This is a genomic window from Micromonospora sp. LOL_013, assembly GCF_048060315.1.
GTDB lineage: Bacteria > Actinomycetota > Actinomycetes > Mycobacteriales > Micromonosporaceae > Micromonospora_E.
On the sequence record NZ_JBHMIQ010000003.1, the window covers coordinates 1 to 17,977 of the forward strand.

Genomic DNA, 17,977 nt, shown 5'->3' on the forward strand with positions numbered 1-17,977 from the left:
CGCCGGCGGCGGCCACGGGTGCGGCCAGGGCGGTGGGGGCGTGCTCGGCGGCCAGGGCGGGCGCGGCGACCGCGCCGCCGGCCAGGGTCAGCCCGGCGATACCGAGGGCGGTGTTACGCAGGGTACGGGTGATGATCGTGGTCATGGGGGGTCCACCTTCCGTTTGCCGAGGGGGCACACCCGTCACGGACGGGCGGGTGCGCGGTAAACGGTCATCCGGGTGGTACGGGGGTCAGACGCGGTGGCGCGGGGGGCGCTGCCGCGCGCCGTGACCATGTACAACCACGCCGGCCCGCCGACGATTCCCGACCGGGCCCACCCGCCGGGCCGCCCGGCCGGTGCTCAACGGCTACGGGCCTGGGCCTGGTGGCCGGCGGCCTGAGCCGGGCTGCCGCAGGCCGGAGTGCGTGGCGCGACCATGCACAACGACCCCGCCCGCCGGATCATTCCGCGCCGACCTGGACCTCAGGGCCACCCACGCTCGACGCGCAGCGTCACCTCGATGAGCCCACTGGCGACGCGGCGGGAGAGACCGGGTCGCACCAGAGCCGTCGGGCAGCCGGCTGAGGGCTGGTGTTGGCCTAGGCTCTGGTTGGCCAGTGCAGCCATCATGGGTCAGGCCCACGGGTCGAAGGGGATATCTGCCGGTTTCGAGCGGTCGAGCAGGTTACGGAACCGGTCGTCCTGATCGGTGATCTTAATGCTGGCGGAGCCGAAGTCGGCCGTCATCAACCGGTCCCGCAGCGCCGTGCTGGGCCAGCCGTTCCAGTCGACGACCGGCGGGTACCGCCAGGTGCCATAGTGGTTCTCCGGCGGGTCGTCGTTGCTGCTCGCCAGCCGGAAGTTGTGCGAGCCGAAGGCACCTTCCTTGTGGTAAACGACCTTTGGGTGCGTGCCGTCGAAACGCACCGAGGACCGCGGATAGGTTTGCACCTCACCGTGCACCGTACGGGACACGTAGTCGACCCGGTCCGACGTTTGGTTCACCCAGGAGACGACGTGCTCCCAGTCGTGCCGGTGACCGCAGCAGCCCGGCAGAACCTGGTCCTTCTCAAAGTAACTCGCGTACACGATGGCGCACCAGCCGTTGTTGCACTTCGACCTGGCGTACGTCTGAGTCCGGTCGAGATCGGACTGGTCACGGCAGTTGCCGTTGACCGCACCGCTGGTGTTCAGTCCGCCGTTGAGGGTGCCGTCGGGGGCGATCGCCGCGACCGGGTAGCACCCGTCGCCGTCGTAGTCGTAGGCCGGGGAGAACATCAGCTCATAGCCGCCGGCGGACTGGGGCAGGTTGGGCAGGTTCGCGGCCCGCGCGGCCGTGGCTGAAGCGACGACCAGCACAGTGGACAGCGCTGCGGCCGCGATCCAGTTCCGGCTGCGGGTCGGCGTACGGTTCGGGCTGGCGGATCGACGCAAGGCGGCCTCCCTGGGTGACCGAAGTGACCAGCTTATTGTGGTCAACGTCGATATCCAAGGAGTTGACTACCGGTGGCCGTACGGTGCACAGCCGAGCAGTGGATCAGAGCCCGTGCGGCAGGGCCCGGTCGGTGTGGCCGAGGCTGAGATCGGGCGCGATACGGTCCCGTACCAGTCTTTTCAGCTCGGGGATCCCCGGGAAGCCGCTCTCCCCCCGCGACCAGATCGTTTCGCCGTCCAGCCGGACCTCGAACACGCCGCCGGTGCCCGGCACCAGCGCCACCTCACCGAGCCGCAGCGCGAATGTGGTGAGCAGCTCCTGAGCCGTCCACGCGGCGCGCAGCATCCAGCGGCACTGCGTGCAGTACTCGATCTCCAACCGTGGCTGTTTGGTGTTGGTCACCAACCGAGTATGCCTGCGCCGGGCACCGGGTCGACAAGGCCACTGCCCGGCATGTCCGGCACGGCACCGTCGACTAGGCCACCGTACCGGCAAACGCCTTTGCCGGTCTGGCAAGCTGGGTGGCATGGACGACGACCTCGACCATGCCCTCGACTCGGTCGGCCCCCGGCTGCGGGCGCTGCGCAAACAGCGCGAGACGACCCTCGCGGAGCTGTCGGCTGCCACCGGCATCTCGGTGAGTACCCTGTCCCGGCTGGAATCCGGCGCTCGCCGGCCCACCCTGGAACTGCTGCTGCCCCTCGCCCGCGCCCACGGGGTCAGCCTGGACGAACTGGTCGACGCGCCACCGACCGGCGACCCGCGCATCCACCTGCGGCCGGTCAGCCGCTTCGGGATGACCGTCCTTCCGCTCAGCCAGCGGGCCGGCGGCATCCAGGCGTACAAGCTGATCATCCCAGCACTCAGCCCACGCCGCGAGCCTGAGCTGAAAACCCACGAAGGCTACGAATGGCTGTACGTCCTCGACGGGCGACTGCGTGTCCTGCTCGGTGAGCACGATCTGATCCTCTCCCCCGGCGAGGCGGCGGAGTTCGATACCAGGGTGCCCCACTGGTTCGGCGCTGTCGGTGATGAGCCGGTCGAGTTCCTCAGCCTCTTCGGCCAACAGGGCGAACGCGCCCACCTGCGCGCCCGCCCCCGGGAGCGAGCGCGGGAGCGGGAGCGGGCCGGGGAACGAGCCAGGGAGGGTGGCAGGCCCTGAACCGCGTACGTGTCTGGGCCATGCTCGGCTCCGTCTGCGTCGCCGTCGGTCTGTCGACCGCGATGGCCGCGCCGACCTGACCCTGTTCCTCGACGACGCGGTCCGGGCCAGCGCCGGACAGATCGCGCTGTGCCTGGTCGCCGCCCCGGTCTCGGCGGTGGTGACCGCCACCGTGGTCGGCCGGGTGTTCATCCAGTGCGCTCACCTCGGTCGTACGGACTTCCCGGTCTTTCTGCTCATCACGGTCACCTTGACCGCGTCGGCGCAGGTGATGGTCCCGCAGATGTTCGCCTACGCCCGGGAGGCGCTGGCCGGGTCCGCGCGAATAGCGATGGCGATGAGCACCTTCCGTACGCCGTTCTCCGTCGCCTGGGTGGCCAACCCGCCGCTGGCGTCGCTGCTGCTCACCGCCGGTGGATTCCGGCTCACCTACGCCGCCGTCCGCCCTGGTGTACGCCGTCGCCGGCGGCGTCGTCCTGCTCGCCTTGCGGCACCGTCGTCACCCGGACCTCGGTGCGGCGCGGGACACCGACCGGTACGGGACGGACGCCTCCCGCCGGATGATCTGGTTGAGCGTCGCCGCGTTCGGCCCGCGCGGGTTCCGGGAGACCCGTGGCCCGGTCGCCGAGGTGCGGGCCAGCGATCAGGCCCGGGATCCGGGCAACGGCCGCCGGATGTGGGCGGCGGCGGCCCGGCTCACCGGCGTCACGTACCTCTGACCGCCGCAGGAGATCACCATTGGGCCGATCCGTCGATGGGCGCAAGGTCGACCTCGGCCAACCGTCGGGCTCGACACTGCCGGGTCATCACAGTGGCCGGTCGAGGCAGACGAGGTCACCGCCGCCACCCCACAGGTGCACGAACGCTACGTCGACGTCCGCGACCGGGCGCTGCCGCTGCTCACCTGAGGCCGGCCGCCGCGTACGCCGACCCGATCCGGTCCCCGGTGCCAGATCGGCTCAGTCAAGGTCGAGCAGGTCTTTGATGTCGGCGGCGGACAGCTGCGCGGAGGCGAACTCGCCCCCGTCGAGCACACTGCTGAACAGCTCGGCCTTGCGCTGCTTCAACGCCATGACCTTCTCCTCGATGGTGTCCTTGGCGACCATCCGGTAGACCATGACGTTCGACGTCTGGCCGATCCGGTGGACGCGGTCGACGGCCTGGGCCTCGGTCGCCGGGTTCCACCACGGGTCGAGCAGGATGCAGTAGTCGGCCTCGGTCAGGTTGAGACCGAAGCCGCCCGCCTTGAGGCTGATCAGGAAGACGTCGGCGTCGCCGCGTTTGAACTCGGCGATCACGGCGGCCCGGTTGGTCGTCGACCCGTCGAGGTAGCCGCACCGGACGCCGGCGGCGACGAGCCGGTCACGCGCCGCGCCGAGAAAGCGCGTGAACTGACTGAACACCAGCGTACGGTGGCCTTCGGCGACCAGGTTGGTGATCTGGTCGGCCAGCACGTCCAGTTTGGTCGATGGGACACCCTGGTGTCTCGGGTCGACCAGGGCGACGTCGAGGCTGGCCTGGCGCAGCAACGTCAACGACCGGAAGATCTCGAACCGGTTCTTCTCCAGGTCCCCGAGCAGGCCGAGGACCTTCTGCCGTTCCCGTTGCAGATAGGCCTGGTAAATCCGGCGATGCTTACGGTCGAGGTCGAGCTCCAATACCTGTTCCTGCTTTTCCGGCAGGTCGGCGGCGACGTCGGCCTTGCGACGACGCAACATCAGCGGCCGGATGCGGCGGCGCAGCTGGGCGAGCCGGTCACCGTCGCGGTCCTTCTCGATCGGCGTACGATAGTAGTCGATGAACCGATCCAGCCGGGGAAACAACCCGGGGGCGGTGATCGAGCAGAGCGCCCAGAGTTCGAGCAGGTTGTTCTCCATCGGCGTACCGGTGATGGCCAGCTTGAACGGCGCAGTGAGCTGCTTGGCGCAGCGGTGGCTCTGCGACTGGTGGTTCTTGACGAACTGTGCCTCGTCGAGGATCAGCCCCGCCCAGTCGAGCGCCTGGTAGTCGTCGAACTCCAGCCGCAGCAGCGTGTACGAGGTGACGACGATGTCCGCCCCGGCGGCCGCCCCGGCGAGTTCCATGCCACGCCGTGCCGCGGTCTGGGTGACCGCCCGTACGGTCAGATCCGGGGTGAACCGCGCGGCCTCGGCGACCCAGTTGTGGATGACGCTGGCGGGGGCGACGACGAGGAACGGCACGTCGGCGTGGGCGTGCCGGATCAGGGCCAGCGCCTGCAGGGTCTTGCCGAGACCCATGTCATCGGCGAGGATGCCGCCGAGCTGGTGCTCCCGCAGGGCGGCGAGCCAGCGGAACCCGTCGAGCTGGTACGGGCGCAGCTCCGCCCGTACCTGCGGGGGCACCTGGTGGTCGACGGCGGCGCCGGCGGTGGCCAGCTCGCGGACCGCGCGCTGCCAGGCGGCGGCCTGGCCGGTGATCTCCCCCAGCTCAGCCAGTTCGGCCCAGAGACCGGCCTGGAAGCGGCCGACCCGCAGCAGGCCCGGTGGCCGGTCCTCCAGTGCCCGCGATTCGTCGATCAGCTCGCGGAGCTGGGCGAACTCGGGGCGGTCGAGGCTGAAGTACGTGCCGCTGGGCAGGATGAGGTACTGCCGGTCCTGGGCCAGCGCGGTGAACAGCTGATCGAAGACGACCTGTTCGCCGCCGACGCTGACCTGCACTGACAGGTCGAACCAGTCGTGTTCGCCGGGATGGTCGGTGCCGGCGAACCGAATGACCGGCGCCTCGTCCGCTTCCCGGTAGTCCGGTACGGGCTCCGCCGCCGACTCGACCACCTCGACGCCGTCGATGTCGGCGAGCCGGGGCACGACCTCGCTGAGGAACCGGATCATGGCGTCGCCGCGGAGCGTGGTCAGGGCGACGAGTCGCGGGCCGTTCGGAGTCGACTCGATCGCCTCCGGGACCGCTTTGGCCGTCACCTCGGTGACCTGGCCGACGACGGCGTCACGTGAGTCGGCGTGCCCGCGTGAGTCGGCGTGCCCGCGCGGACCGGTGGCCCACAGCGGCTCGGTCTGCCGGTGCGCGCCGATCGCGCGGACCCACTGCCAGTGGATCGACAGCGCCTGTTCCGGCATCGGGGTCACGGCGAGGGTGAGCGTGGGCGGCGACACCGGTGGCAGGTGCACCGCCGGGCCGGCGGCGACGACCTCGACCTGTTTGAGCAGCTCCGGGTAGAACCGTTCGAAGAACCGCGCCTCGTCGGCAGCGGGGACGCGGATCGCGGGACCGGCCAAGGACTTCGCCGCCGCCGGGGAGACCGCGCCGGACAGCCGTGCCAGCCGCAGCACCCGGTCCCGGGGCTGCGGCTCGACGCCGCCGCGCTCGGCCCACCAGGCGATCCCGTGCGCCGGTCGGCCGACGAAGACGGAGAACTCGGCGGCTACGGGTACGCCGTCGGCCAGCAGCACCGGCTGCACGATCAACTCGTCGTCGGTGCGGTCGACCTGCACCGACAGTCGTGCCGGCTGCCGGCCGACGACCACCGGCCGGCCGTACTTGCCGGGTTGGACCAGCGGCAGCCCGGCGTCGTCGGCCTCGGCCAGCAGGTCCCAGATCCGCCGGCTCGCGAACGCGTCCAGGAAGATCGTCGTCGGGTGGCTGTAGTAGCCGTAGCGGTCGCTGTCCACCGTCGACAGCGTGAGGATCTCGCCGAGCAACTGGCGGTGCCGTTTGGATTCCGGCGATCTGCCGTGCCCGGCGTACTGCACGTTCGACCAGCTGATGCCGGAGCGGACCCAGCCGTTCTGGCCGGGTAGGACCGGACGCAGTGCGACGCGGCCGGCGAGCGCGCCGACGCCGGCCGCGGCCGGTTTGACCAGCTCGAACTGCAGGCCGACGGTGGCCTGGGGCGGCGCGGCGGTGACGACCGGGGCGACGTCGGAGACCAGCGCCGACAGGCTCTTCTCCCAGTCCACTGTTGGCGCATCCGGCGCCCGCCGCTGCTGCGGGACCGTCGGCGACGCTCCGACGACGGCCCGCAGCACCAGCGCGTACGGGTGGCCGCAGGCCCTCTCGCCGCAGGAGCAGGCCCCGTCGACGGTGGCGACGAGCCCGTCGGGGTCGGTGGTGACCGCGGCCGTCACGGTGCCGCCGCGCCTAGGGTCCAGTCGGCCCTGGGCGTGCCCGGTCGTCGCATCCCACCGGGCGTCGGTCAGTTCGCCGTCCGCGAGTTGGGCACGGGCGCGCAGGAACGCCCGTACGCCGACGATCTCACACAACGCCGCCTCTTCGACGGTAAGTTCCAGCTTCGCCACTGTTCGTCGTCTCCCGATCAGGCCGCGTCGCGACGTAGGTTAGCCGGGTGTCAGCGCAACGATCGAACGCCCGTCCCAGTGACGCATCGTCGACCCGTACCGATTCGGCAGCCCGGGTGATGTCCGCCCCGGTCGAGCGCGTCTACGCAGCTCTGGTCGACCCGGACGCGCTCGCCGCGTGGCTGCCGCCGCAGGGGATGACCGGCCGGTTCGAGCGGTTCGACGCCCGACCCGGCGGCGGGTACCGGCTGGTCCTGACCTACGCCGACGCAACGACCGCGCCGGGCAAGGCCACCGCCGACACCGACATCGTCGAGTCCCGCTTCGTCGACCTCGTCCCCGGCGTACGGGTCGTGCAGGCCGTCGACTTCGTCGCCGACGATCCCGCGTACGCCGGCACGATGACGATGACCTGGGAGGTGTCGACGGTCGACGGCGGCACCCGGGTGGACATCCGCGCCGACGACGTACCGGCCGGCATCAGCGAGGCGGACCACGCCGCCGGCCTCGCCTCCTCGCTGGCGAACCTCGCCACGTACGTCGAACGGTAGCCTCCGCCGGCTCCGCTGCGGCTGTTCCGTACTGCACTGAGCGACGCACAGGTCGACCAAGCCGGTTGCTGGCCGCCGGGTGGCCCTGTTGGGCGTCTGGTAGCCCGAGGGTCCTAACGGCCGCGCTGCCCGCATGTCCTTCGAGTGCCCCGCCTAGCCCAACTGGTCGCCGATCGTAATAGCTATGACCGAAAGATGACATATAAGATAATAACTTTCACATATCAACACTCATCAGTATATTTGACTACCTGAGCAGTTCAGGGACGCCTTAGGCGTACACGCACAGCCGGGCCCCTTGCGCTGCATAGCCGCGATCATCGGGGAGGCGGGGCTGTCGATGGCACACGACGCAGATGAGGTGGAGTTCGAGCGATTTGTCCGTTTGATACGACATTGGCTACGAAAGGAGGTTTACGACATCTGCGGCGACTGGCACGAAGCGGAGGACCTTGTCCAGATAGCGCTGTTCAAGATGTATCAACACTGGAACCGGTTGGACCGGCGGACAGCGCTCGGCGCCTACGCTCGCCGTATCGTGGTCCGCAACTTCCTCACAGAACGCCGTCGGCCGCGCTGGCGACACGAGAGCGCAACGACGTCGATCACGACAACGGATATCGCGCTGGCACCCACACCGCACACCGCCGTCGACGACCGCGTATACCTGTCACCCGCGCTGCGACGACTGGGGCCGCGTCAACGCGCAGTCCTGGCGCTGCGTTTCTTCCACGACCTCAGCGTCACACAGACGGCACACGCGCTCGGGTACGCGACGGGAACGGTGACCAGCCAGACGGTGCGGGCCCTCGCGGCGTTGCGGAGAGATCTCCAAACCTGACCGCAACCCATGCAGCATCCGTCGGGCACCGGTACGTGTACGCATCGACACCCATCGAGAGTTGCACGGGAAGGAATCAGTCGATGAGGTTACGTCGCACACTTGCAATCGTCACCGCAAGCCTGCTGGCCGGTGCCGCGCTCACCGCGAACACGTCCGCCCCAGCCAACGCCACCCCGACGGGAACGGCTCTGTCTTCCTGGAACCCCGCACTGATCTCGTCAGAGATGATTTACGATGGTTCCGTCGTCCGGCAACGATTCGAGGACGGCATAACCGTCGTCGCGCCTGCCGAATCCCGGGTGATCTTTAAAGGCCAGGTGCCCACCGGGGAGCCGGCGCGACTGGCGAGGCACGCGTGATCAACCAGGAGGTCCGGGTCATCCTGCCAGAATCCGGTGAACCGACTATGGCCGACGCGCAAAAATACGCCGAAGCCGGACGCAGCGTCTACGCGGACGCCGTCGCGGCGGGCTTCAGTGCCGCCGAGGCTCAGCAGATCTCCAACAAGCTACGTGCGCGAATGCTCGAAAACCCGCCGATCTGGTCGTCGGGGTGCGTCTACAGCGACGACGTCGACCCGGACCCCGACTACAACTGGGACGGCTGCTTCTCGCGGTACGTCACGGAGGACTCCGACCCCAACAACTTCTACTCGACGGAATCCACCCTGGCCAGCGGATGGGGCACCGGCGTACTCGGTGGCGGCAAGGAGCTGAGTTCGGGCTACACGCGGAGCTTCTACAACCTCTTTGAAGGCGAGCTCGTCGAGTGGTCCCCGCCGGGCAGCCTGACCGGCAACAACTGCAACACCTTCACAATCAGCCTGACTCAGATCGTCGGGCTGGAGTTCGGCGTCCCTCTGTGTGATGACAGGTGGGCGGTGACGAAGAACCAGTGGAGCCATACCTCCGACTGGCAGGGCGGCAGCGCCGGCGGCTCCAGTGACACGCGGTACGCGGCCAACGCCACCACCCTGCGCGTGCCGAACGGCCTCAGTGGCGTCTACGTATACCAGATCGGCTGGTCATACCGCTGCTTCTGCTGACCGACGAGAGCGAGGGGGTGGGGCCGCCATTTGCCCCACCCCCTCTGGTCGTCCCTGCGTCGGGACATGCGAGTAGCCGTCGAAGATGGGAGAATGCCGACATGACGCGGCTACACACGCTATCGCCGAGCCGACAGTTCAGCGCCCGAGCCGCCGTTGCTGCGCTGACCGTCGCAGCCACCATCGGTTTGGCATCATGCGCGCAGCGGCACTCCGACCCGGTTGCACCAGCCAACGCCGCCAGCGTCCAAGAGGAGTGGCTACGTAAGTACCCACCAGTTACTGAGAAGCCGGCCCAGCTCGACCAGCAGGGCCGGGAGTGGACGACCCTCGCCTGGCTGTCCACCAACGACTCGCTATGTGTAGCCAGCATCAGAACCAGCCGGCCGACCGGCGACCTTGTCTCTTGCATGCCGGCGCCCGCTGCCCTTCTCGTCCCAGGGCCGCCGACACTGCCGTCCAAACCCCTGCCCCACCTAGGCCCGGTCAATCCCGACGATCCGGAACTTCGACTTTTTGTCGGAACGGTCAGAGGACCTGCCGCGACTGTCGATGTCACTGTGTTTGGTACGACCGCAACCGCACCGGTTGTCGCCTTCTCGACAGCTGACCAGCGTCACGTCGGCGTGTACGCAGTCTGGCTACCAACCGCCGGTCAGGGCGGTTTCCATTGGCCCGATATCACTTCCGTCATCGCCCGTAGCGCGACAGGAGACATCACCGCCCGGCTAAGCTGAACGGCCGCGCTGACTCGACCGGCAATCGGCGGCAGCCCTCACACCCCTACCAGCTGCTCAGAACGTCGATCCCCCGTGCGGACGATCACGCCGATCATTTCGACGCTGGTGTCCGCGATCACTCCGACCGCGAGGTTTGCCATCCATCCTCACCGTCGGCCTCCCTGCAGCACTGCTCATACTGTAGCTTCGAGCGTACGGGGTGATCGACCATGATCGAACATCACCCGGTCGTTGGTGACGTATCGAAGCTGAGGCAGATATCCGCAGGTGCGCCCGGCACCGACGCCACCTCGGACCGGTGCCAGTGCGGTCCGACCGCGTCGGTCGCCACCCGCTGCCAGAACGGCTGCGCTCCTGGGTTGTACGCCTGGAAGGCGATCCGCCACCGGCCCGGCCATTCGGCGATGGCCTGACCAGCGGCCACACGTCCCACGCCGGTCCGCCGCAGTGGCCGGACCACGAAGAAATCGTCGATCGAGGCAATCTCATCCGCCCGGCCCGCCATGACGAATCCGCCAAGCTCTCCCGCCACTGTGATCAGCCACGCCCGGGTGTCCGGATCCGCGCCGGCCAGAAAGCGGTCGAGACGGCGATTGTTGTAGGTGCCGTCCGCGTTCGGCAGGTGACGGTACGCCTCGGCAAGGTCGTACCGGTACAGCTGCCCCAGGTTGCCGAGCACCGCACGGTGCGACCGGTCGACCGGCGTCAGGCCGACCGGCGTCGACGGAAGCTCCGGCGGGCGCATGCCGGCCCCGGTGGTCAGCGTACGGCTGACGGGGTGTGGGCAACGAAGGCGGACCAGGCGGCCGGCGCGAAGGCCAACGTGCCACCGGCCCGGTCCTTGGAATCGCGCACCAGCACCCGGCCCGGCAGGTTGTCGGCGACCTCCACGCAGTCGCCGCCGTTCGGACTGCTGCGGCTCGACTTGCGCCAGATCGGCTCACTCGTGTTCATCGATTATCCTCACGATCAGGTCGCGGCCCGGATCCACGCCGGGTGTGAACGAGTGCCTGGTGTTTGGACTCCCACAGCCACCGTACCTGCGGAGGCACGACCTGGGTGGGCCAGAGCCGGACGAGTGTCGGGCCGTCGAGCCATCGAACGAGATCATCTGCCGTCGTCGCTTCGCGGAGCACTGTCTCGTACATGCTGGCCAGCCCACGAGGATTGGCAAGGTACGGGCGCTGGTCGGCGTAGCGCGACCCGCTCGGCGCGGCTCGCGCCGCCGGACTCGCCCCCGGCTGGTGGGACGGGGGCGAGCCGGTCGGCTGAGCGCAATGCCCAGAGTGCTGGGTGGGGCGGCGTTGGCGGTGGGTCAGCGTACGGCGGACGGGGTGTGGGCGACGAAGGCGGACCAGGCGGCCGGCGCGAAGGCCAACGTGCCACCGGCCCGGTCCTTGGAATCGCGCACCAGCACCCGGCCCGGCAGGTTGTCGGCGACCTCCACGCAGTCGCCGCCGTTGGAGCTGCTGCGGCTGGACTTGCGCCAGATCGGCTCACTCGTGTTCATCGATCATCCTTAGCATCAGGTCACGGCTCTGGCTGACGGTGAGTGCCAGTCCCGACACAGCATCCCACGTCTGTTCCAGGTCGACCACGTCCTGAGCCTCGGTGACGATCCGGCCGCTCAGCTGGTCATCCAGGTAGCAGGCCCGTCGGTCGTTGGGGAGGCAGGCGATGACGAACGCGCCCGCGATCCCGGGGTGCATGCCGACATCGGCGGGGAGCACCCGGATCTGCACATCCGGGCGGTGACCGATGTCGACCAGGTGCTCCAACTGGTCCTTCATGAACGCGCCGGTCAGGCGCAGCACCGCCTCGGCGATGATCGCGGTGAACTGGATGTCCTCGCCGCGGTCCAGCGTAGCCGACTGGCGTTCCAGTCGAACGGCGAGCGCCTCGTCGAGCCGCCGCCGGGTGCGCGGCCCGGCGGTGAGGACGGCGCGGGCGTACGCCTCGGTCTGCAGCAGCCCCGGGATCACCAGCGGCTGGAACGAGCGCAGCACCAGCGCCCGGCGCTCACTCTCCAGCCAGGAGCGCAGCCACAGGGCCTGCGCGTCCTCCCGGGCGGTCCGGGACAGCCGCTGGATCTGGTCACCGGTCTCGTAGATGCGGTCGAGGTCGACGGCGGTGTCCGGCAGTGGGATCGACTTGCCGGTCTCGAACGCGCCGATGAGGGAATTGCTGACCCGGATGGCCTCACCCACCTGGGCCTGGGTCAGGTTGCGCTTGAGGCGCTCACTGCGCAACAGATCCTGAAGTTCACTCATCTCCTGGCCTCCATTGGAATCCACTGGTACGCGCTGGAATGACTGACGCATGGCAATCGGTGAACTGAGTATTCCGTGTCGAGGTCGCACAGTCCAGGGTAGAAATCGCCACAGGCGCTTCGACGACGGCAAGGGAGATCACGTGGTACGCAACGACGGGATCGGCGGCACACCCCGCCTCGCCCGCTACACCTCGATCGGCACGCCGCCCGGCGGAGAAAAGGATCATGATTCGACGCCGAACCGACCGCCACTGCCGGACAGCGTCCACCTGTCAGTTGATCATCCGGTGGTACGGCGGGCGCGGGAGATCGTCAGCACGCATCTGCCGAGCCGACTCGCCGAATGCCGGGTGTGCAATTCCGCCGCGCTCTGCGAGCCGTTCACGAAGGCGCTCGCGGTGCTGCGCCGGCACGATCCGGGAAAGGCCCGACGGGTGATGGCCGTACTCTATTTCGCCGGCCTGTGGCCTCCGGTGACCCCCGACGACGAAGCCGATGGGAATGGGGATGGTGACGATGTCGCGTGACGAACTGCTCCGCGTCGGCGACACGCTGCGCCTGGGCAAGGCCGACTGGGTGTACGCCGACCGGTCGATGATCGTCCGGGTCGCCGACATCCGCTACGGGCTAGACCAGGAACAGTCGCAGGTCGTCGGGCTCATCGGCACCGTCGTCGCCGGTGGCCGGGACGGCCGGATGGTGGCGATCGCGGTCTACAAGAGCGCGCTGACCCGCCCCGGTGTCGTCGAGCGACCCCGCCCCGTCAACGGCGAGACCTACGACAATCAGCCTCATGAGCACTGAGCGCACACCGGCCGTACCGCCCGACTCCGCGCACGCGGTGACCGCGAGCCGCCTGTGCGCCTGGCTCATCGTGGCGGGTTGGCCGGCCGAGCAGGTGTTGCGGGGCTGAAGGAAACGCGGGTCAAGGGTCAGGGGCGGTCCATCATTCGCAGCGCCATGGTCGGCGCGTCGGCCATCACCGACGTCGGGTTCGACACGCCACCGGTGGCCCAGACCTTCGACCGGGCGATGTGCACCCCCGGGTAGAGCTCGACGACGTCGGTGGCCTGCAACGGCCGGGCCTGGCGTTTGATGGTGCGGCGTTCGTCGTCGTCGGGCGAACCCCCCGGCCGTACGCCGGTGCCGTTGGTGCTGACGTCCTGCACGACGAGGTCCCTGCCGTGCAGCTCGAACCGGACGTGGCTGCGGCTGATCCAGCGCCGCGCCTCCTCGGTGAGCCACTGGCCGAGCATGATGCCTTCGCCGCGCTCGGGTGCCCGGCCGACCACCATCGGGTGGTCGGCGGAGACGACGAACCGCTGCCGGACCATGCCGTCGATCCGGATCGACAGCACCTCGGCCGGCGGGCGGGCACCCGTCTCGGTGAGCCGTTCCCCGTGCCGGGGGCAGGTCGGCTGGCCGGTACGCAGCGTCGGCGGCGGCTGCCCGCCGGGGCGGCCGACCCGCATCCGGCCGAACAACGCGCACTCCGGGTCCGGGCAGCTCCACAGCCGGGCCAGCAGTTGCGCACCGGCAGGCGACGGCTCGGCGGTCGCCGGTGTGTTGCCGCCACCGGCGCGGGCGGTCAGCGCCGGGCCGCCGTGGCCGGGCAGCGGGGCGAGCAGCCGGCCAGGCTGGTTGAGCCACTGGTAACGCCCGCGCATGCCGTCGAACCGGTGGCGGCTGAGCACCGGCAGGCCGAGCAGTTCGGCGACCTCCAGCAGCCGGTCGGCGGGGTCGGCGAGCACCTCCACCAGGCCGTCGTCGGACCACCGGCGGGCGACCATCCGCTCGTTGGAGGTCAGGTCGGCGTCGGAGAGCATGCCTCGGTGCACGACCACGTACACCGGAACGTTCTCCTCGGCGACGCTGCGGCCGAGGGCGTCGATCAGCTGCCCGAGGCGCAGCATGTTGGCCGGCCGACCGTTGTCGAAGTCGACGTACCGGACGACCTCGGCCAGGTCCACGACGGCGCGTGCGGTCGCCGGGTCGGTGCTGAGTCGGCGCTCGATCGCGTCGAGCACCTTGCTGACCTCGAATCTCACCGCGTACCTCCCCCGGTCAGGAATCCCACCGCGTACCTCTCCCGGTCTGGGAATGTCACCGTGTCCGCTCCCCCGTCAGCCCTGCGCCGCGACGATCTCGTCGATCCGGCGGGCCAGCTCGATGTCCAGGGCGGTGGTGCCGCCGGCCGAGTGGGTGCGGCACCGGAAGGTCAGGGTCCGCCACCGGATGTCGATGTCCGGGTGGTGGTCCATCTCCTCGGCGGTGATCGCCACCCGGGTCACCACGGCGACCGCGTCGGGAAAGGTCGCCAACGAGACGGTACGGGCGATCGCCTCGGGGTCGCCTACCCAGTCCGTCAGCTCCGCGAGCGCGGCCTGCACCTGTGCGGTGTCCAGCACCTCTGCCATGCGGTGACCTTACCGTCTGTCCCGCCCAACTGATCGGCACGCGGGTCGCGGCGAGTAGGTTGACCCCCTCATCAGTCATTCCTGTTTGGGAAGGCATCAATGCCACAAACGAGGCAGACCGCTGCAATTGTCGGCGGGCTTGTTGTTTCCCTCGCCCTCGCCGTCACCGGGTGCGGCCGGTCGGGCCCCGCCACCGACCCGGACCCGACGGCCACAGCCTCGGCCACCTCCGCCGACGACCGGGCTGACGACCACGGCGACGCCACGCAGGCGCTGGCCGCCGCGATCGGCAAGGCCCAGGAGCAGCCCGCCAGGGTGCGGTTCGTCATGTCCAGCCGGTCCGGCGAGACGACCGAGGCGCACGCCGAGATCGACCCGGAGAACCAACGGATCAAGGTCGAGTCCTACTTTCCGGAGGACGGATCCACGGTGATGATCACCATGATCCTGCTGGAGAAAGACTTCTACCTCATGAGCGGCAGCGGAGAGCGGGCCGGGGTCTGGTTCCACACCGATCGGGCGAACCTCCCGCCCGGGGGCACCTTCGACACGATGGCCAAGGGCGATCTGATCGGCGCGGCCGGTCTGATCGGCGGCGTCACCGCAGCCGAGTGGACCGGGGACAACGTGATCGCCGGCACCGTCGACCTGACCGAATGGTCCTCTGTGGCCCTGCCCGAACTCGATGAACTCGGCGAACTCGGTGAGCTGGGTGACATGATCCGCGCCGTACCGTTCACCGCCGCCCTCGACCGCGAGCGCCGGCTCGTCGACCTGTCCCTCGGCGACGAGCAGCAGATGCCCGAAATGCCGACGATCTGGCTGCGCCTCGGTAACTTCGGCCGGGCCGAGACCATCGAGGCCCCCACCTACGGCGAGATCGTGCCGATGCCGGAGGCGATGGTCGCCGCCCTCGCCGATTGACTCGATTGACCCGATCGGCACCGGACCGCACCTGTCGGCACCGCGCCGCATCTGTCGGCACCGGACCGCGCACCGATCGGCAGCGGTCCACCCCGGACCGGAGCCGACCGGTAGGCTGACGCGGCACCAGCCGGCGGGCGCCGAACCGCAGTGGTACGGCGACGTCTAAGGCGCCACCATCGTGGCGTGCTCCCGCCGGCAATCATTCACGAGGGGACGGAACACTTTCATGCACATTCGACGGATGACGCACGCCGGAATCGGCGTCGTCGCCGCGCTCTCGCTCGCGGTCTCCGGCTGCGGCGGCACGGCTGACACCGACGCACCCGCGACCGACAGCAGCGCCGAGGCCGGTGCCGCCGACAGCCGGGGTGACGCCACGGAGGCGATCGCCACCGCCACCGCTAAGAGCACCGAGGAGAGTGCACGGCTCACCATGAGCCTGGGCACCGAGGCCGACGGCGCCCTGATGGAGGTCGTCGGCGACGTCGACCCCGCCGGTGACAAGGCGAACATCGAGATCAACATGGGTGCCGACGGCGACACGGTGAAGATCGTTCTTCGCCAGCTCGGCACCGACATCTACATGCAGCTCGGCGGCACGGACATGGACGAGCTCGCCGACGTGTGGATGAAGTCGGACACCTCGAAGCTTCCTGCCGGTGCCGGCTTCAGCATGATGCCGACCGGTGACCCGGCCGAGATGATCGGCAGCGTCGCCGAGGCCGAGTGGTCCACCGAAACCGAGATCGCCGGCTCGATCGACATGACCCAGTCGCCGAGCGCCGACGAGGAGATGCTCGCCGATCTGGGTGACGCCGCCAAGGCGGTGCCGTTCACCGCGGCCCTCGACGCCGAGGGCCGGCTGGTCGAAATGGTCATCGACCTGGAGAGCGTGTCGCCCACCTCCGGCACCATCACCATCGGGTACGCCAACTTCGGCGAGCCGGTGACCGTGGAGAAGCCGGACGGCGAGATCATCGACATGTCGGACGACATGCTGGACCTGTTCGACGCCTGACCGGCAGGCGGAGCAGGCCGACCGGCAGGCGGAGCAGGCCGACCGGCAGGCAGCGCTAGGCCGACCGGCAGGCAGCGCTAGGCCGACCGGCAGGCAGCGCTAGGCCGACCGACGGTGCGGGGCCGCCCACTGAGGTGGCCCCGCACTTGCCACCCAGCGGTCATCATGATCCCTTGACGCTGAGCTGGGCGACACGCCGGCAGCAGACCGAATTTTCATCAACTGATCATGGGTACGGCGGGGAGCGGAACCGGGTGGATCAGCCGCGGCAGCCGGCCGACTCAACGCAGCGGACGGCCGACGGAGTGCAGGTGGCGCAGCGCCTCGGCGTACGAGTCGAGCAACCCGGCCTCGGTGTACGGCAGGTCGCGTTCCTGGCAGTAGCCGCGCACGATCGGTTGGGCGTACCGCAGGTGCGGCCGCGGCATGCTGGGGAACAGGTGGTGCTCGATCTGATAGTTGAGCCCACCGAGCAGCAGGTCGACGAACCAGCCACCGCGCACGTTTCGGGAGGTCAGCACCTGCTTGCGCAGGAAGTCCAGGTCGTCGTCCGGGCCGAACATCGGCATACCCTTGTGGTTCGGCGCGAACGCGCACCCCATGTAGAGACCCCACAGCGCCTGGTGCAGCGCGATGAAGGCCACCGCCCGCAGCGGCGACAGCACCGCGAAGACGATCCCGAGGTACGCGGCGGTGTGCACCGCCAGCAGCGCCCCCTCCACGGCGCGCCGCTTCACCGGGCCGTTGATCACCGCTTGGATGCTGGCCACCCGCAGGGACAGGCCTTCGAGCAGCAGGAGCGGGAAGAACAGGTACGCCTGCCGGCGGGCCAACCAGCGGCCGAAGCCCCGAGTCGCGGCTGCCTGCTCCTCGGTCCAGACCAGCGCACCCGCTCCGACGTCCGGGTCGTCGTCTACGTGGTTCGGGTTGGCGTGGTGCCGGGTGTGCTTGTCCATCCACCAGCCGTAGCCGAGCCCGACCCCGAGATTGCCGAGCAGCAAACCGGCGGTCTCGCTGGCCCGACGGGTGCGGAACATCTGCCGGTGTCCGGCGTCGTGGCCGAGGAACGCCACCTGGGTGGCGGCGACCGCCAACCCGACGGCGGTCAGCAGCTGCCACCAACTGTCCCCGCCGGCCAGCAGTACCGCCCAGCCGGCCAGGTAGGCCCCGACGGTCAGCACGATCCGGGCGGCGTACCAGGCTGGTCGGCGGTCCAGCAGCCCGACCTGACTCACCCGCCGCGACAGGTCGGCATAGTCGCTGCCCCGCGGCTGGGGACTGGTACGGGTGGGTGCGGCAGCAGTCATCGAATA

Annotated in this window: 21 protein-coding genes; 11 read left to right on the plus strand and 10 right to left on the minus strand. The window is 69.4% G+C overall.

Going from position 1 to position 17,977, the window contains the following annotated elements; genetic code table 11:
- The first annotated feature begins 220 nt into the window (after window positions 1–220).
- Window positions 221–382, plus strand: coding sequence for a hypothetical protein (locus ACFHWS_RS03010; RefSeq protein ID WP_416567572.1), 162 nt, complete (start codon window positions 221–223; stop codon window positions 380–382).
- A gap of 233 nt (window positions 383–615) precedes the next feature.
- Here the strand turns inward: ACFHWS_RS03010 and ACFHWS_RS03015 are convergent, their stop codons facing one another.
- Window positions 616–1,416, minus strand: a complete 801-nt coding sequence (locus ACFHWS_RS03015; protein ID WP_416567573.1) for an NPP1 family protein — start codon at window positions 1,414–1,416, stop codon at window positions 616–618.
- Window positions 1,417–1,519: 103 nt separating this feature from the next.
- The gene (locus ACFHWS_RS03020; protein WP_416552357.1) at window positions 1,520–1,819 is read right to left on the minus strand and encodes a SelT/SelW/SelH family protein; all 300 of its coding nucleotides are present in this window, start codon (window positions 1,817–1,819) and stop codon (window positions 1,520–1,522) included.
- Between the two features lie 124 nt (window positions 1,820–1,943).
- On the opposite strand from ACFHWS_RS03020, the gene ACFHWS_RS03025 reads away from it, so the two are divergent.
- Together ACFHWS_RS03025 and ACFHWS_RS03030 are read left to right on the plus strand one after the other, a co-directional pair.
- Window positions 1,944–2,579 carry a helix-turn-helix domain-containing protein gene (locus ACFHWS_RS03025; RefSeq protein ID WP_416552356.1) on the plus strand — a complete coding sequence of 212 codons (636 nt, stop codon included), beginning with the start codon at window positions 1,944–1,946 and terminating at the stop codon, window positions 2,577–2,579.
- Window positions 2,580–2,992: 413 nt separating this feature from the next.
- Window positions 2,993–3,298, plus strand: a complete 306-nt coding sequence (locus ACFHWS_RS03030) for a hypothetical protein (protein ID WP_416552355.1) — start codon at window positions 2,993–2,995, stop codon at window positions 3,296–3,298.
- Window positions 3,299–3,538: 240 nt separating this feature from the next.
- Here the strand turns inward: ACFHWS_RS03030 and ACFHWS_RS03035 are convergent, their stop codons facing one another.
- Window positions 3,539–6,850, minus strand: coding sequence for an SNF2-related protein (locus ACFHWS_RS03035; protein ID WP_416567574.1), 3,312 nt, complete (start codon window positions 6,848–6,850; stop codon window positions 3,539–3,541).
- 47 nt (window positions 6,851–6,897) lie between these two features.
- On the opposite strand from ACFHWS_RS03035, the gene ACFHWS_RS03040 reads away from it, so the two are divergent.
- The 4 genes from ACFHWS_RS03040 to ACFHWS_RS03055 all read left to right on the plus strand — a co-directional run bounded on the left by ACFHWS_RS03040 (window position 6,898) and on the right by ACFHWS_RS03055 (window position 9,290).
- On the plus strand, window positions 6,898–7,401 hold the full coding sequence (locus ACFHWS_RS03040) for an SRPBCC family protein (RefSeq protein WP_416567575.1): 504 nt from the start codon (window positions 6,898–6,900) through the stop codon (window positions 7,399–7,401).
- 340 nt (window positions 7,402–7,741) lie between these two features.
- Entirely contained in the window at window positions 7,742–8,242 is a 501-nt protein-coding gene (locus ACFHWS_RS03045) for a sigma-70 family RNA polymerase sigma factor (RefSeq protein WP_416567576.1), read from the plus strand.
- Between the two features lie 83 nt (window positions 8,243–8,325).
- Window positions 8,326–8,604, plus strand: coding sequence for a hypothetical protein (locus tag ACFHWS_RS03050; protein WP_416567577.1), 279 nt, complete (start codon window positions 8,326–8,328; stop codon window positions 8,602–8,604).
- Window positions 8,601–9,290, plus strand: coding sequence for a hypothetical protein (locus tag ACFHWS_RS03055; RefSeq protein WP_416567578.1), 690 nt, complete (start codon window positions 8,601–8,603; stop codon window positions 9,288–9,290). Before ACFHWS_RS03050 ends, ACFHWS_RS03055 begins: the two co-directional genes overlap by 4 nt.
- Before the next feature lie 960 nt (window positions 9,291–10,250).
- On the opposite strand, the gene ACFHWS_RS03060 is transcribed toward ACFHWS_RS03055, so the two are convergent.
- From ACFHWS_RS03060 to ACFHWS_RS03075, 4 genes are all read right to left on the minus strand, one after another.
- Window positions 10,251–10,775 carry a GNAT family N-acetyltransferase gene (locus ACFHWS_RS03060; RefSeq protein ID WP_416567579.1) on the minus strand — a complete coding sequence of 175 codons (525 nt, stop codon included), beginning with the start codon at window positions 10,773–10,775 and terminating at the stop codon, window positions 10,251–10,253.
- A 14-nt stretch (window positions 10,776–10,789) separates the two neighbouring features.
- A complete protein-coding gene (locus ACFHWS_RS03065; protein WP_289207543.1) occupies window positions 10,790–10,984 on the minus strand; it encodes a DUF397 domain-containing protein in 195 nt (64 codons plus the stop codon).
- 361 nt (window positions 10,985–11,345) lie between these two features.
- Window positions 11,346–11,540, minus strand: a complete 195-nt coding sequence (locus tag ACFHWS_RS03070; RefSeq protein WP_123605197.1) for a DUF397 domain-containing protein — start codon at window positions 11,538–11,540, stop codon at window positions 11,346–11,348.
- A complete protein-coding gene (locus ACFHWS_RS03075) occupies window positions 11,527–12,300 on the minus strand; it encodes a helix-turn-helix domain-containing protein (RefSeq protein WP_416567580.1) in 774 nt (257 codons plus the stop codon). The genes ACFHWS_RS03070 and ACFHWS_RS03075 overlap by 14 nt, the downstream gene beginning before the upstream one ends.
- A 49-nt stretch (window positions 12,301–12,349) precedes the next feature.
- Here ACFHWS_RS03075 and ACFHWS_RS03080 point away from each other — a divergent pair, with 49 nt between their 5' ends.
- Both ACFHWS_RS03080 and ACFHWS_RS03085 read left to right on the plus strand, forming a co-directional pair.
- Window positions 12,350–12,829, plus strand: coding sequence for a hypothetical protein (locus ACFHWS_RS03080; protein ID WP_416552348.1), 480 nt, complete (start codon window positions 12,350–12,352; stop codon window positions 12,827–12,829).
- Complete coding sequence (locus tag ACFHWS_RS03085) at window positions 12,819–13,106, plus strand: hypothetical protein (protein WP_416552347.1); 288 nt, start codon at window positions 12,819–12,821, stop codon at window positions 13,104–13,106. Before ACFHWS_RS03080 ends, ACFHWS_RS03085 begins: the two co-directional genes overlap by 11 nt.
- 128 nt (window positions 13,107–13,234) lie before the next feature.
- Here ACFHWS_RS03085 and ACFHWS_RS03090 read toward each other — a convergent pair whose 3' ends face one another.
- Together ACFHWS_RS03090 and ACFHWS_RS03095 are read right to left on the minus strand one after the other, a co-directional pair.
- Window positions 13,235–14,350, minus strand: a complete 1,116-nt coding sequence (locus ACFHWS_RS03090) for an FHA domain-containing protein (protein ID WP_416552346.1) — start codon at window positions 14,348–14,350, stop codon at window positions 13,235–13,237.
- Between the two features lie 75 nt (window positions 14,351–14,425).
- Entirely contained in the window at window positions 14,426–14,719 is a 294-nt protein-coding gene (locus tag ACFHWS_RS03095) for a 4a-hydroxytetrahydrobiopterin dehydratase (protein WP_278167350.1), read from the minus strand.
- Between the two features lie 99 nt (window positions 14,720–14,818).
- Between ACFHWS_RS03095 and ACFHWS_RS03100 the strand changes: the two genes are divergently transcribed.
- Window positions 14,819–15,643, plus strand: a complete 825-nt coding sequence (locus ACFHWS_RS03100; protein WP_416552345.1) for a hypothetical protein — start codon at window positions 14,819–14,821, stop codon at window positions 15,641–15,643.
- A gap of 244 nt (window positions 15,644–15,887) precedes the next feature.
- Entirely contained in the window at window positions 15,888–16,664 is a 777-nt protein-coding gene (locus ACFHWS_RS03105; protein WP_416552344.1) for a hypothetical protein, read from the plus strand.
- Window positions 16,665–16,945: 281 nt separating this feature from the next.
- On the opposite strand, the gene ACFHWS_RS03110 is transcribed toward ACFHWS_RS03105, so the two are convergent.
- Window positions 16,946–17,971, minus strand: a complete 1,026-nt coding sequence (locus ACFHWS_RS03110; protein WP_416567581.1) for a fatty acid desaturase family protein — start codon at window positions 17,969–17,971, stop codon at window positions 16,946–16,948.
- Window positions 17,972–17,977: the final 6 nt, after the last annotated feature.

Bases quoted from the DNA above. Each gene is read 5' to 3' on its own strand.
- ACFHWS_RS03085 (WP_416552347.1), top strand. From the start codon at position 12,819: ATGTCGCGTGACGAACTGCTCCGCGTCGGCGACACGCTGCGCCTGGGC.
- ACFHWS_RS03110 (WP_416567581.1), bottom strand. From the start codon at position 17,971: ATGACTGCTGCCGCACCCACCCGTACCAGTCCCCAGCCGCGGGGCAGC.
- ACFHWS_RS03050 (WP_416567577.1), top strand. From the start codon at position 8,326: ATGAGGTTACGTCGCACACTTGCAATCGTCACCGCAAGCCTGCTGGCC.
- ACFHWS_RS03065 (WP_289207543.1), bottom strand. From the start codon at position 10,984: ATGAACACGAGTGAGCCGATCTGGCGCAAGTCGAGCCGCAGCAGTCCG.
- ACFHWS_RS03075 (WP_416567580.1), bottom strand. From the start codon at position 12,300: ATGAGTGAACTTCAGGATCTGTTGCGCAGTGAGCGCCTCAAGCGCAAC.
- ACFHWS_RS03025 (WP_416552356.1), top strand. From the start codon at position 1,944: ATGGACGACGACCTCGACCATGCCCTCGACTCGGTCGGCCCCCGGCTG.
- ACFHWS_RS03095 (WP_278167350.1), bottom strand. From the start codon at position 14,719: ATGGCAGAGGTGCTGGACACCGCACAGGTGCAGGCCGCGCTCGCGGAG.
- ACFHWS_RS03100 (WP_416552345.1), top strand. From the start codon at position 14,819: ATGCCACAAACGAGGCAGACCGCTGCAATTGTCGGCGGGCTTGTTGTT.
- ACFHWS_RS03070 (WP_123605197.1), bottom strand. From the start codon at position 11,540: ATGAACACGAGTGAGCCGATCTGGCGCAAGTCCAGCCGCAGCAGCTCC.
- ACFHWS_RS03060 (WP_416567579.1), bottom strand. From the start codon at position 10,775: ATGCGCCCGCCGGAGCTTCCGTCGACGCCGGTCGGCCTGACGCCGGTC.
- ACFHWS_RS03045 (WP_416567576.1), top strand. From the start codon at position 7,742: ATGGCACACGACGCAGATGAGGTGGAGTTCGAGCGATTTGTCCGTTTG.
- ACFHWS_RS03080 (WP_416552348.1), top strand. From the start codon at position 12,350: ATGGCAATCGGTGAACTGAGTATTCCGTGTCGAGGTCGCACAGTCCAG.
- ACFHWS_RS03105 (WP_416552344.1), top strand. From the start codon at position 15,888: ATGACGCACGCCGGAATCGGCGTCGTCGCCGCGCTCTCGCTCGCGGTC.